This window comes from Arthrobacter sp. H20, assembly GCF_000520515.1.
In the GTDB taxonomy this organism is placed as follows: domain Bacteria; phylum Actinomycetota; class Actinomycetes; order Actinomycetales; family Micrococcaceae; genus Arthrobacter_D.
Window position 1 is genome coordinate 158,353 of the sequence record NZ_KI914712.1, and the last position, 12,836, is coordinate 171,188.

The 12,836-nt window shown below is 63.7% G+C and carries 14 protein-coding genes; 7 read left to right on the plus strand and 7 right to left on the minus strand.

Features of this window, described 5'->3' with window-relative positions:
• Nucleotides 1-6: 6 nt before the first annotated feature.
• The 4 genes from Y703_RS0103190 to Y703_RS0103205 all read right to left on the minus strand — a co-directional run bounded on the left by Y703_RS0103190 (nucleotide 7) and on the right by Y703_RS0103205 (nucleotide 5,714).
• Nucleotides 7-1,494 (minus strand): MDR family MFS transporter, encoded by a 1,488-nt coding sequence (locus Y703_RS0103190; RefSeq protein ID WP_155849389.1) that lies wholly within the window; start codon nucleotides 1,492-1,494, stop codon nucleotides 7-9.
• A gap of 142 nt (nucleotides 1,495-1,636) precedes the next feature.
• Entirely contained in the window at nucleotides 1,637-2,635 is a 999-nt protein-coding gene (locus tag Y703_RS0103195; RefSeq protein ID WP_026551565.1) for a D-2-hydroxyacid dehydrogenase, read from the minus strand.
• A gap of 82 nt (nucleotides 2,636-2,717) precedes the next feature.
• On the minus strand, nucleotides 2,718-3,614 hold the full coding sequence (locus Y703_RS0103200; protein WP_026551566.1) for an alpha/beta fold hydrolase: 897 nt from the start codon (nucleotides 3,612-3,614) through the stop codon (nucleotides 2,718-2,720).
• Between the two features lie 93 nt (nucleotides 3,615-3,707).
• Entirely contained in the window at nucleotides 3,708-5,714 is a 2,007-nt protein-coding gene (locus tag Y703_RS0103205) for a putative bifunctional diguanylate cyclase/phosphodiesterase (protein ID WP_162148860.1), read from the minus strand.
• A 202-nt stretch (nucleotides 5,715-5,916) separates the two neighbouring features.
• Here Y703_RS0103205 and Y703_RS20680 point away from each other — a divergent pair, with 202 nt between their 5' ends.
• The gene (locus tag Y703_RS20680; RefSeq protein WP_051427237.1) at nucleotides 5,917-6,798 is read left to right on the plus strand and encodes a hypothetical protein; all 882 of its coding nucleotides are present in this window, start codon (nucleotides 5,917-5,919) and stop codon (nucleotides 6,796-6,798) included.
• Nucleotides 6,799-6,841: 43 nt separating this feature from the next.
• Here the strand turns inward: Y703_RS20680 and Y703_RS0103215 are convergent, their stop codons facing one another.
• Entirely contained in the window at nucleotides 6,842-7,783 is a 942-nt protein-coding gene (locus Y703_RS0103215) for an NAD-dependent epimerase/dehydratase family protein (RefSeq protein WP_026551568.1), read from the minus strand.
• A gap of 197 nt (nucleotides 7,784-7,980) precedes the next feature.
• On the opposite strand from Y703_RS0103215, the gene Y703_RS17595 reads away from it, so the two are divergent.
• The 3 genes from Y703_RS17595 (at nucleotide 7,981) to Y703_RS0103230 (ending at nucleotide 9,840) form a co-directional block, all read left to right on the plus strand.
• Complete coding sequence (locus Y703_RS17595; protein ID WP_051427238.1) at nucleotides 7,981-8,667, plus strand: aspartate/glutamate racemase family protein; 687 nt, start codon at nucleotides 7,981-7,983, stop codon at nucleotides 8,665-8,667.
• Nucleotides 8,668-8,837: 170 nt separating this feature from the next.
• Nucleotides 8,838-9,206 (plus strand): hypothetical protein, encoded by a 369-nt coding sequence (locus Y703_RS0103225; RefSeq protein ID WP_026551569.1) that lies wholly within the window; start codon nucleotides 8,838-8,840, stop codon nucleotides 9,204-9,206.
• Nucleotide 9,207: 1 nt separating this feature from the next.
• Nucleotides 9,208-9,840, plus strand: coding sequence for an NADPH-dependent F420 reductase (locus Y703_RS0103230; RefSeq protein WP_026551570.1), 633 nt, complete (start codon nucleotides 9,208-9,210; stop codon nucleotides 9,838-9,840).
• Here the strand turns inward: Y703_RS0103230 and Y703_RS0103235 are convergent.
• Nucleotides 9,837-10,226 (minus strand): nuclear transport factor 2 family protein, encoded by a 390-nt coding sequence (locus tag Y703_RS0103235; RefSeq protein WP_026551571.1) that lies wholly within the window; start codon nucleotides 10,224-10,226, stop codon nucleotides 9,837-9,839. The genes Y703_RS0103230 and Y703_RS0103235 overlap by 4 nt on opposite strands.
• A 9-nt stretch (nucleotides 10,227-10,235) precedes the next feature.
• Nucleotides 10,236-10,871: a gluconokinase gene (locus Y703_RS17600; RefSeq protein WP_343212866.1), complete on the minus strand. Its 636-nt coding sequence runs from the start codon at nucleotides 10,869-10,871 to the stop codon at nucleotides 10,236-10,238.
• 222 nt (nucleotides 10,872-11,093) lie between these two features.
• On the opposite strand from Y703_RS17600, the gene Y703_RS0103245 reads away from it, so the two are divergent.
• From Y703_RS0103245 to Y703_RS0103255, 3 genes are read left to right on the plus strand one after another with little or no spacing between them, the layout of a single operon-like run.
• A complete protein-coding gene (locus Y703_RS0103245) occupies nucleotides 11,094-11,333 on the plus strand; it encodes a hypothetical protein (protein ID WP_026551572.1) in 240 nt (79 codons plus the stop codon).
• Between the two features lie 23 nt (nucleotides 11,334-11,356).
• Entirely contained in the window at nucleotides 11,357-12,241 is an 885-nt protein-coding gene (locus Y703_RS0103250; RefSeq protein ID WP_026551573.1) for a fumarylacetoacetate hydrolase family protein, read from the plus strand.
• A 52-nt stretch (nucleotides 12,242-12,293) separates the two neighbouring features.
• A complete protein-coding gene (locus Y703_RS0103255) occupies nucleotides 12,294-12,803 on the plus strand; it encodes a universal stress protein (protein WP_026551574.1) in 510 nt (169 codons plus the stop codon).
• Nucleotides 12,804-12,836: the final 33 nt, after the last annotated feature.

Below are 12,836 nucleotides of genomic sequence, written 5' to 3' on the forward strand. Positions count from 1 at the left end.
AGCCGGTTAGTGGGCGGCTGGCACTCCGGCTCCGTCGACCGGGGCTTCGGCTCCGTCGACTGGTACCTCAACGGGTTTCCTGATGAAGAACGCAGCGACGACGGCGAACATGAACACGATCGCACCGCAAAGGAAGGCGGCCTGGATGCCGCCGGCTTCGGCAGCGACCTCGGTGGCGCCGTCGCTGAGCAAAGCGGTCGACTGGATTGTCAGTAACGAAATAAACAGTGCGGTGCCCGTGGCCCCGGCCAGCTGCTGGACCGTGCCGACGATCGCGCTGCCGTGGGAGTAAAGCTGGGGACGGACCGACCCGAGGGCCGATGTGAGCAACGGAGTGAACATCAGCGCCAGGCCGATGCTCAGGAAGACGTGAGCGACCATCACCATCAGGAATGGAGTGGTCTCGCTGAGCATGGTCAGCCCCCAGAAGACCAGGCTCACGAGGATAGCGCCGGGCACCACCAGGACCCGCGGCCCGCGTTTGTCGAAGATACGACCCACGATGGGGCCGAGTAGACCCATGGTCAGGCCACCCGGGAACAGCAGCAGACCGGCCACCACCGGCGACAGGCCGAGGACATTCTGCACATACAGCGGCAGCAGAATGATGGTTCCGAACAGCGCCATCATGGACACCGAGATCACCAGGATGGAGATGGTGAAGGTGCGGGACTTGAACGTCCTCAGGTCCAGCAGGGCGCGGTCGGCGCGCTGCAGGCCGCGCTGCCGCAGGACGAAGAGGACCAGCGCTCCGCCGCCGACAAGCAGGGGTAGCCAGGGGGGAACTGGTCCACCACCCTCGGCTGCTTCACCGAACTGGCTGAGGCCATAGATCATTCCGCCGAAGGCCAGGGCTGAGAGGATCACTGACAGAACGTCGATCGGCAGGCGTCGAGGAGTGGTGACGTTCTGGATGCGGGTGGCGCCGAGAATCAGGGCGCCGACGGCGATGGGGAGGACCAGCCAGAAGAGCCAGCGCCAGTCCAGCACGCTGAGGATCAGACCGGAGATCGTGGGGCCAATCGCTGGTGCCACCGAGATGACGATGGCGATGTTGCCCATGGTGCGGCCGCGTGAAGCTGGCGGCACCAGGGTCATCACGGTGGTCATCAGCAGCGGCATCATGATGGCGGTTCCGCTGGCCTGGATGATCCGGCCCACCAGCAATACCTCGAACCCGGGTGCCAGTGCCGACACCAGGGTACCCATGCTGAACAGGGACATGGCGGCCATGAACACCGGGCGGGTGTGGAACCGTTGCAGCAGGAACCCGGTGACGGGAATGACAACTGCCATGGTGAGCATGAACGCTGTGGTGAGCCACTGCCCGGCGCTGACGGTGATCCCGAGGTCAACGGTCAGCGACTGCAACGCAACGCTCATGATGGTCTCGTTGAGGATCACCACAAAAGCTGAGACCAGGAGCAGCGAGATGACCAGCTTGTTGCGCTTGGCGTCAGTTGCGTCCTCTTGGCGCTCGGCCGACTGGGTCACACCCGAACTGGTTGCAGCGGCGGGCTGGGCACTATGGGGCACAACTAATCCTTTGACGAGGGTGCGGGAAGGAAAACTTATTAGCTCCAACGCCCACAGGAACGGGATCTATTCCGGTGCGGGAGAAAGCAGCGTGCCCTCATCACTTTCCGGAGTCCGACGTCGGCACATACCCCAGCGCCTTGTCCACCGGGTGGGGCAGCGGTTCTCCCGACTGCCACGTGAGGAAATTGCTCTCGAACTGCAGCGCCAGATCTTCCAGCCAGGAGTCTGCGTCGCTGGCCATGTGCGGAGAGATGAGCACCTGCTTCATCCCCCAGAGCAGACTGGTTGGCGGGAGTGGCTCGACGGCGAAGGTGTCCAGGACCGCACCGGCAATGCCGCCGTCGTCGAGCACCCGAGCCAGCGCCGCTTCGTCGACGAGGCGTCCCCGTCCCACATTGATCAGCACCGACGTCGGGGCCATGGCGGCGAGCACGTCGGCGCTGATTATTCCGTCGGTCTGAGGCGTGAGCGGTGCTACCAGGACCACGTAGTCATAGGCGCCGACTATACCGGCCAGGTCTGAACTGGCGTGGACAATGCCGAAGTCCGGGTCAGCGGATCGTCCGACCCGGCCGGCGCCGTCGACGTCGGCACCCGCGGCTCTCAGGAGCCGTGAAGTGCACCGGCCGATGCTGCCCGTTCCCACGATGAGCACTCGCGCGCCGGCAATATTGCGGGTGGTGCGCCGCCCCCAGACCCGGTTGTGCTGCTGGTCCCGGGTCTGCCCGAAGCCTTTGGCCGAAAACAGCATGGCACCCAGCACATATTCGGCCATGGGGCGGTCAAACACGCCGTGGGCATTGGTGACAGTGACCGGCGATTCGATCAGGCCGGGAAAAAGGAGCTTGTCCACGCCGGCTGCTGCGACGTGGAGCCACTGCAGGGAATCGGCGTGGTTCCAGGCCGGTTCCAGAGCACCTGAGAAGAAATCCCATAGGTAGAGAACGTCAGCTCCGCGGAGCGCAGCGGGGAGTCCTGCCGCGTCAGTCTCGCGGATCTCAGCCAGCGCTCCGACGCGCTCCAGCCCTACAACCGGGCGGTCGCCCATCAGTACGGTGACGATCGGTTTGCGGCCGGAACGGTCAGAGAAGGTCATGGTCTGAATCCTCCCATGACAGGCTGGTGCTGACCGCCATCACCACGATGACCCTGGCGGCCCGGGTCTTCGGGCTCGTCTACTAGAGGAACTTCAGGATCTCGTTCAGGACGTCCCGGGGCGCTTCCTCGGGGAGGTAGTGCCCGGCGTCGAGCGCCCTGCCGGTGACGTTGGGGGCAACCGCCCGCCAGAGAGACAGCGGATCAAACTGCTTGCCGACGACTCCGTGCTGCCCCCACAGCACCCGGAGTTCAGTGGTGATCAGGAAGCCGTTGGATCGGTCCTGGCGGTCGTGGTCAAGGTCAATTGACGACGACGCCCGGTAGTCCTCGCACATGGCGTGCACTGCGCCGGGGCGCGACAGGGCCGCAACATACTGGTCGAGAACTTCCCGCGGGAACGGAGTGAGCCCGGCGTACCGACTTCCCATCAGGTTCTCAATGTAGGCACGGGGGTTTGCCTCGATCAGAGACTCCGGCAGAGGCCGCGGCTGGATCAGGAAGAACCAGTGGAAGTAGGCCTCGGCGAATGCCCTGTCAGTCGATTCATACATGTCGAGGGTGGGGGCAATGTCCAGAAGCATTGCTGCAGTCACCAGGTGCGGGTAGTCGGCGAGCAGCCGGTGGGCCACCCGGGCGCCGCGGTCGTGCGCGCAGACAGCAAACTGGTCGAATCCGCGTTCGGCGCCGAAGTGCTCCATCAACAGCGCCTGGTCGCGAGCCATCGTGCGTTTGCTGTAGGTGTGGTGCTCCGGGTCGCTGGCCGGGGTTCCCGACGAGCCGTAGCCTCGCAGGTCAGGCATCACCACCGTGTAGTGCTCAGTGAGCTGGTCGGCGATCTTGTGCCACATCAGGTGAGATTCGGGATGCCCGTGCAGCAGCAAGAGCGCCGGCTTGGGGTCAGCCGTCGCGTGGGAGACCCTGCCGCCGATCTCCACGTCTCCAACAGTTACTGAGAACTTAACAAATGTCTCAAACATGTGTCCCTTCCGGGAGTTAGTCCTGTGTGGCAGTCAAGCAGGCTTGGGTGCTCCACCGAGGCGCACCGGGAATCGAGGCGCTGAATGAGCTACCTAGACCGGGGTGAATGCCGCGGTGCCGACAACCGCCTTGCTGCGAATCTGCTGGACCAGCCAGTCGACCAGCAAGCGGCCCGACGACGGATGGCTCGCCTCGACAGCGTGCTGCTGAGCATGCCAGCGGACGACGTCGTCGCTGGCTGGGCTGTCAGCGAGCAGCCCGGTCAGCGGACACCTGCTGAGCGGCCGCGGATGCGGAGCCCCCAGCCGGGCGAACTGCCAATGGTAAGCCAATCCGCCCAGGTAGGTTCTCGGAGTATGAGGGTGTACGTCGAGGGCGAAACCGCGGGCCCACGCGGATGCCTCGGCGGCGGGAAGGGGGCGGGAAAAGTGATATCCCTGACCCAACGGCGCGCCAAGAATCACCGCTGCCTCGGTCATACCCAGGTCTTCCAGCCCCTCGATCGCAACATTCATCTCGAAATCCCTACCCATCTGGATCAGGGAGGCGATCATACTCAGCGTCTCGACCGGCTTCCTTCGGATCTCGGTGAGGAGTTCCCGGTCAAGTTTGATGGCGTTGAAGGGAAGCACTGACAAACGTTTCAGCGAGCTGTAGCCGGCGCCGAGATCGTCCATGGCCAGTCCCACTCCCAGCCCCACCAGCTGGTCCAGCGCATCGCGCTGCACCTCCCACTCGATGGTCTGCGATTCCAACAGCTCCAGGCCTAGCCGGTCGGCGGAGATACCGTGTCGCTGCAAAGCATTCCGCACCAGGTCGAGGCAATCGGGGTTGAGCAGTGTGCTGGGGGCCAGGTTCACTGAGATGTTGGCTTGCAGACCCTCCCGGTCCCACAGTGCGACCCACCCGAGTGCCTGGTTGATCATCCCGGCGAAGAGATAGTCGAGCTCGGCCTCTGTGAGATAGGGGAGGAACTCGTGGGGTGACACGAGGCGCCCGTCGGGCATCCGCAGGCGAGCTAATGCTTCAAACAGGTGAACAGATCCATCACGGAGGTCAATCACTGGTTGCATATGTGCCTCGAGCCCACCCGAGCGCAGTTGCTCCCGGTACCCGTCGATCACGCCTGTGTCAGGCAGCACTCGGGTATCCGCGGTGGCGAGCTGGTGATGGTTGACCTCCGACTCACCGTTAACCGCCCGTTCCACTGCTGCCAGTGTCCACCAGCGGGCCCGATGACTCTTCTCCTTCTTGGATTGATACAGCGCATCATCGGCGTTGCGCAGCAGTGACGCCATGTCGCACCCATCGTGTGGGTACAGCGCCAACCCCATGCTCATGCCCACCCGAACGCTCGTGCCGGCGGCCAGGAAGGGTCGCTCCACTGCGCTATGAAGCAGGTCCAGAATGCCGGCGAGCACCACCTGGGCGGAGGCCCGGTCGATGTTGTTCAGCACCAGGATGAATTCGTCGCCACCCATCCGCCCGAGGAAATCGCCGTCGCGCAGGTTGGCCTGCATACGCACAGCCCACTCCTTCAGCAGGAGGTCACCGGCTTCGTGGCCGAACGCGTTGTTGACCGCACGAAAGTCATCAAGGTCAATCATGCCGACGGCGGCTGTCACCTCGCTCTGGTCAGCGCCTGAGAATATTTCGGAAAGCCGCTCGGCGAGCGCTACCCGGTTTGGCAACCCGGTCACCGGGTCATGCAGGGCCTGAAACCTCAGCTGCTCATGCAATGCCATCCGGGTATTGATGTCCCGGTGGACGCTGACAAAGTGAGTGAGTCTGCCACCGGAATCGTGCAGCGGCACAATGCTCAGATCGTTCCAGAACGCTGACCCGTCTTTGCGGTAGTTAAGGATCTCGCCGCGGAAGGCCTCCCCGGCGGTCAGGGCGGCCCGCATGGCACGCATCGTCTCAGGATCCGAGCCGGGACCCTGCAGCAGTTGGCAATTCTTGCCCATGACGTCTTCCGGGCGGTGCCCGGTAATGGCTGTAAAAGAGTCGGAAACATGAAGGATATTTTGGCTGGCGTCGGTGATCAGGGAGACTTCGGACACGGCCGCATGTGCCTGCGCAAACAGTGATTCAGGCAACCCCTCCCCCTTGAATCGGGGTCCCCACTTCAGCGCCATTCAACTCATCCCCCATTGTGCAATCGATCGCTACACCTGCAGCTACATCTCTACAGGAATGGTAGCGGCAATTATGAGAGGTAGGTCACCAGGGGGCTGGCTTCCCATCCGGTGACGCCGTTACATTTGGGGCCAGACCCACCCACCTCACCGAAGGGACGCCGTGTCCACACAGCACTCAACCGAGCACCCCCTGGCGAAGGCCGCTGTGCACCTGTACACGCTGCCGCTTGAGGACTTCACTGCTGATCGCAACGCGCTGGCCAAGTCAACCGATGACGAGTTGCTGTCCGGTCAGATCAGGCGGCTATCCAAGCCGTCAATGGCGGGATGGTTGATCAACATGCTCGTCCACCATCGACGCGACGCCGTCAATGAGGCGCTGGAGCTGGGGGTTGCTTTGCGCAGCGCCCAGGCGGACCTCGATCAACCACTGATGAAGTCACTGGGCCAGCAACGGCAGCGGCTACTGGCCGGGTTGGGCAATGACAGCCTTTCCCTGGCCAGGGAACTGGGCCATGGTGTCACCGCCTCAGTTGCGGCGGAGGTCGACCAGACGTTCCGCGCCGCGATGACTGACCCGGATGCCGCCGCCGCTGTCTCAAGTGGAAGGCTCCTGCGCGCTTTGAGCGCCAGCGGCTGGGACGCCGTCGACCTTGAGGGTGCGGTGGGCGGGCCGTTCGATCGGGCCTCGGGTACCGGGGTTTCTGCCCCAGCAGGATCAGGGACCGCGGAATCCGACTATGACGAGCGGGTCGAAAGTGCCCGCGGCCGTCTTCAGGATGCCGAACGCGCGCTGGCGGAGGCCGACGCCGATGCCGAGGACGCCGGACGACTGCTCGAGCAGTTTCAGGACCGCCGCACCGGTGTAGCCGGCGAAATAGATGACCTGCAGCGCCGCCTCACCGAGTTGAGGTCCGATCTCAGGGCACTTGACAGCCAGATCGACGACGCCGAACGGGAACAGTCCGGCGCAGACCGCGCCGCCCGTGGTGCGCGGCGTGCCGTTGACGGTGCGAGGCGCAACCTGGAAAAACTCCTCTGAAGGGTGCCGGGATGGCCGGGTCTGACGCCCTGGGCGCAATGGGCTAGCCGCGCTGGTCCGCGGCTGACTTGTCCCGCCACCAGTTGACCGTTGCGGCAGCCGCTTCGGCCAACGGCGTGGGAGCCAGCCCCAGCTTCTTCTCCGACGCCGTGGAGCTCATGGTGAAAGGTCGCTCCGTCTGGTACAGCAGTTCAGCCAGCTCTCGCATCAGGGGCTGTACCCGTCCCAGCGCTCGCACCACCCACCCCGGAACTGCTCCAACGTGGGGCGGCGGGACGCCAGCCGCGGCGGCAAAAGCAGCGACCATCTGACGCTGGGTTCCGGCGCTCAGGGTCGGCGCGTGCAGCACAGTGTTCCATACCCCCTCATCCAGGGCTGCAGCGATCAGCGCCGTAGCAAGATCAGGGACATAGGTGAACGAATGCAGCGTGTCGGCGCTCCCAATAACGCTGATTCTTTGGCCTGCAATCACCCGGGGAACTACGCGCTCCCCCATGTGGGACTGCAGGACCCGAGGGCCGAAGAAGTCAGCGGCGACCACACTCACGGTTGGCGTCGATGACGCCTCCCGTGCTTTCAGCAGGTCGGTCCGCACCCCGCGTTTGCCGCCCGACGCGTCCCTGGGCCCAGCCTCGGTCATCACCTGGTCCGGTTGGCTGTAGGAGTATAGGCTTTCAGGGAAAGCGACGACGGCGCCCTGGCTCCCTGCCGCAGCCAGGATATTCTGCTCAGCCTGGGGAAGTTCCTTTCGCCACGCGTTGGCGTTGTAGGCGGCGTGGATGCAGTGAAAGACGGCAGTCGCTCCATCGACTTCCTTCATCACCGTTACTGGATCGGACACGTCCACCGCCTGGCACTGAATCAATGATGATTCAGGCCCATTGCCGGTCCTGGAGAGGATCCGCACCCGGTGGCCGGCTGCTGCCAACTGCTCGGCAACCGTCCAGCCAACCGGACCGGCGCCCGTTACCACCATCTGTTCCATGGGTGTTCCTTCCGGCAAATCAAAGGGTGCACATCGACGAGATTGAGTTACCGGGATTATGTCGCATTCCCAGTCCGCCGTCCATGCCAGGGCCAGCCGTTGTGCTGATCGCTCTTCCATTGCTAACCGGCCCGAAACCCCGCGTTAATCCGGTGCTGTCACCATGAGTGATCATCCGGCCTTCCACTGAGGAAACAATGAAACGCATCGGCTTAATCAGAGTTCTTAGCTCGAGTGATCCTCGGCTGCTGAACATCCATGGTCGCGCAGTCCGTGAAGCGTTCGGCGTCGAGGTGCTCTCCCGCGCCGTGCAGGACCAGCCCGAAGGCGTCCACGATGTGGAAACCCACCTCGTCGCTGCGCCCAAAGTGATCGCTCTCGCAGCCGACCTCGCTCCGTACGTGGACGGCATCATGATTAGCTGCTCATCGGATCCCGGCCTGAAAGAGGTCCGCGACCAGTTGGATATCCCGGTGGTCGGTGCCGGGTCGGCGGGAGCGGCGGCCGCCCTGGCCCTTGGCTCGCGGATCGGTGTGCTGGCGTTGAGCGTTGAGCCGCCCGGGGCGGTGGCCAGGGTGTTGGGCGGCCACCTCCATGGCGCCCAATCGCCCGACGGCGTCACTCACACCCAGGACCTACTCACGCCGTCGGGAGTGTACGAAACCTTTCTCGCGGCAGAACGGCTGGTCGACGAGGGGGCCGAGGTCATTCTGCAGGCATGCACCGGGCTGACCAGCATGGGAGTATCCCGCGAACTACGCCGTCGGTATGGCCTCCCAGTGGTCGACGCGGTACTTGCGGCAGGCTCAGCGCTCACCCTTCACCTGGGCAACCCGGGGGCCCGACAGCACGCCGCTGACGCCTTCGACACGCTGTCACCCTAGGCGAACCTTAGAAAGTTGTCTTCGCGCAGGAGATGCACAGGTAGTCTCCGGTGAGGATTCGAGTACCTGCCACTCGTGCGCCTGGTTGCATGGCGCTCTAGCCTGTTAATTCCAGACGTCGGCTGCCTCGGGTTACCGAGCCAGCCGGGCTGAGGAAGGAACAGGAGAGAATGATCGACTACGCGTTCGAAGCTCTGCCCCTTCATTCCCCCGATGCGCTGCTGGAGTTGGAGCGCGAACTTGAGAACCCGGCGGCGTACCACGCGTTCATCCAGATCTCCATCGGAATGTGGGACCAGCGCTTCTACCGGCTCAACCGTGCCGCTGAAGACCGGGATGAGCCCAAGCTGATGGATGTCATCCTGAGCATCGAAAGTTCAAGCAAAATGCTCGGACTTCACCAGCTCGCCGCGCTGGCTGGCCTGCTCAAGCGCCGGCTGGACACTCACGATGTGGACAGCGCCATCGGTTTACTCCCGGCCCTTGAACGCTGCGGCAGGCTCAGCATGCGCGAACTGCGGGCAGCCTACCCCGCCTGAGATCGGCTCACAGGTGGCGCGGTTGGCAGTGGCGCACGGGTATGACGTGGTGGTGAGCAATTCGCGCGGCCCGGAAACCCTTCAGGATCTGGTCGCCGAGCTGGGGGACACCGAGGGCACGGGGACAGCGCGTGCGGGAACGGCCACCGAAGCGGCCGAGGCTGGCGACGTCGTCGTCGTGACCATCCCGTTGAAGAGCATCGAGTCAGTGCCCGCCGAGCCGCTCGCCCGCAATATCGTCGTTGACACGAACAACTATTACCCGGAGCGCGACGGGCAGGTCGACGTCCTCGATAATGAGGCCACCACCACCGCCGAGCTGCCGCAGGATCTCCTGCCGGAATCGCACGTGGTGAAGGCGTTCAACAACATCCACTCCGGCGACCTAACAACCAAGGGCACAGCTGAAGGGACACCGGGCCGCAGGGCGTTACCCATCGCTGGCGACTCGGCTGATGCCAAACAGGCGGTTGCAGAGTTGGTCTCGGAGTTCGGCTTTGACACGGTCGACGCCGGCGCGCTCGCTGAGGGCTGGCGTTTCCAGCGGGATACACCCGGCTATGGACCAGCGTTCGACGTCGATCAGCCGCGGGACGCGCTCGCTCAGGCAAAGCGCTACGCTGACATGGGCTAGGAGGGCAGGTCGCCGAGGCTGGAGTATTTGCGTCTCCAGTCGCGGCCGTCTTCGCCGCCGTACAGCGTCCAGTACTCGCGCCCTGAGATGATGACGCCGTCGGCAACTGTCCAGATGGACACCACACGGAAGATACCGACGTCCTCCTGCGGCACCTGGACCTCGGACACCACTACCTCGCCGGCGTCGTAGACGTTCAGGACGTCGATGCTCCACCCGTTGGGGTGCTCCGCGTTCACCGCGATCATGTTGTTCCGGCCACGGATGATCTCACGCGTGACGGGCCAGAAGACCTCGATATCCTCGGCGAGCGTCTGTCCCACGGCGTTCCAGTCCCGGCTCCATACTGACGACCAGTACCGCCGGACAACCTCGGTAGTTTCCATACGCCGATGCTACTGGACGCACCCCGGATCCGCCGCCGTTGCGAGCCGCTGCGGGTTGCTGTCACTACCGGAGAGGTACGTGATGACTCGGTCCACCATGGCTCGCGGCGGGACTGAGATGTCGACGGTGAGGCCGCGTTCATCGTCGCCCAGTGTCTGCAGGCTCTCATACTGGGAGGCGAGTAGTGAGGGCGGCATGAACTCGTGCTCGCGGGCTGAAATGCGAGCCGCCACCAACTCCATGGTCCCGTGCGGATGCACCACTACCAGCTCGGGCACATGGCCTCGGAGCAGATCCCGGTAGGCAAGCTTCAGAGCGGAGCAGGCGACGACGATGCCGTCCTGACGCCCCTGAGCGAGCACACTGCCGACGGCATGCAGCCAGGGCAGCCGATTCTCGTCGGCCAACGGGGCACCGGCCGCCATGAGGGTCTTATTGTCGGCAGGGTGCAGATCATCGCCGTCAACGAAGCTGACGCCAAGGCGGTCAGCCAACAGGGCTCCGATGGTGCTTTTACCAGAGCCCTGGACGCCCATGACCACGATCGGTGGGGTGGTTGCGTCTGCCCCGCGGCGTGATGCAAGGGTTCCACTCGGCGATGCAGCGCCTCCCTGCCCGTCTCCCCGCATAGTTTTGCGCTGCACTCTTACTCCACCTTCTTCGTCGGGGATACCGGATAGACCGGGTCAGGGAGTAGACAATGGGTCTACATCTGCTCTAGACGACGATAGTACGGCCCCGATGGATGAGCACCCTCTGGAATGAAGCGGCACACAAGTAGGTCAAGTGCCTGACCTTTTGGATATCCCCCTGCCGCACCCTGTAGCCTTACCATAATCGAAAGCCCACTGATGATTGGAGCCGTAGTGAATATCAACGACGTCACCTGGAACGAGCAGGCCCGCGAAAAGATCCTTTCGGATGCGGACAAAGCCCTCCAGGAAGCAGTCCAGGAAGCCGCCTCTACTCAGGCAGACAGCAACCGGGATCAGATCTACAAGTTTCTTTTTGAGAAGCTTCAGCCCCAGTTCGTCGACTTCGAGCCCGGGCCGGACCTCGGTAAGTACGCTGATGCACTAGCAAACGGGGAGATTTCGTCCGAGTAACAGCGCCACCCGAAGGAGACTGAATGGAACTGATGCGACTGGGCGAAGCCGGCCTGGAGATCCCTGCAGTGCGACACGAGGGTGCGATCTACGACCTGCGGGGGCTGACCCCTGACATCGACGGTACATTCCTCGGAGCTGGCGGGATCGGGCGCGCGCGCGCGGCACTGGCTGCGGGCGAGCTGCCGGAGCTTGAGGACGCTGAGGCGCTGCGGGTTGGGCCGCCGTTGACGAACATCGGCGCCGTCGTCTGCGTGGGCCAGAACTACGCGGCTCACGCAGCCGAGACCGGCGACCAGCCGCCTCAGGCTCCGATTATCTTCTTCAAGCATCCCAATACCGTGGTCGGGCCAAACGACAACGTCGTCATCCCGCCGGGTGCGGTGAAGGTGGATTGGGAGGTGGAGCTGGCAGTCGTCATCGGCAGGCGAGCCTCCTACCTCTCCAGCGCCGAGGAGGCCCTCGAATGCATCGCCGGGTTCACCATCAGCAATGATGTGTCAGAGCGTGACTACCAGATCGCGCACTCCGGCGGCCAATGGTCAAAGGGCAAATGCGCCCCTACCTTCAATCCGATGGGCCCCGCGCTGGTGCCAGCCTTTGAGGTGGCTGATCCGCAGGCGCTGCGGCTCTACTCGACTGTCAACGGCGAACCCCGGCAGGAATCCACGACGGCGGACATGGTGTTCAGCGTCGCCGAGATCATCCGGGACCTGTCCCAGTACATGGCATTGGATCCGGGAGACGTGGTGAATACCGGCACCCCTGAGGGCGTTGCGCTCTCGGGCCGGTTCCCTTACCTGGCCGTCGGCGACACAATGACCATCGGCATCGAGGGCCTGGGCGAGCAGCAACAACGCCTCGTCGGCTCCCAGATTGCCCTGTCGGAACAACCTTTACAGGCGTAAAATCGGGACTACAACGCACTTTCAGGTGCCGCGTTAGTCAAGGAGGACTGTGATGGAGAGAAACCTGGAGGATCCACATGTAGTCGTCGGCGTTGACGGTTCAGGACCTTCCATCCTTGCCCTAAGGCTGGCAGCCAAACTTGCTCCGGCGCTCGGATCCGAAATACACGCGATAGCGTGCTGGGATTATCCGAAAATGTACGAAGAGTATCTTCTACCGGATATGACGATCTTTGAAAAAGGTGCACGCAAACGCCTCGACGAGGCAATTCAGGAAGCCTTCGGCGATGAGACGCCGCCCGGGTTCACCAGCTCGACCGTCCGAGGCCATGCCCCAACCCGCCTGGTCGAAGCTGGCGCCACAGCACAAATGCTGGTGGTCGGTCGGCGCGGCCACGGCGGGCTGCGCGGCTTGCACCTGGGATCAGCGAGCAACGCCTGCGTAGCCCGTGCCGTTTGTCCGGTCGTGGTGGTGCACGAAGACGGACCGGCGGAGCCTCACCACCGCTGGAGGGACCGCTTCCACGAAGATCGTCCACTGGAGCCCTATGACCTGCTCTAACCGTTACTCCGGGAGATAACCGGCCGGCATCGT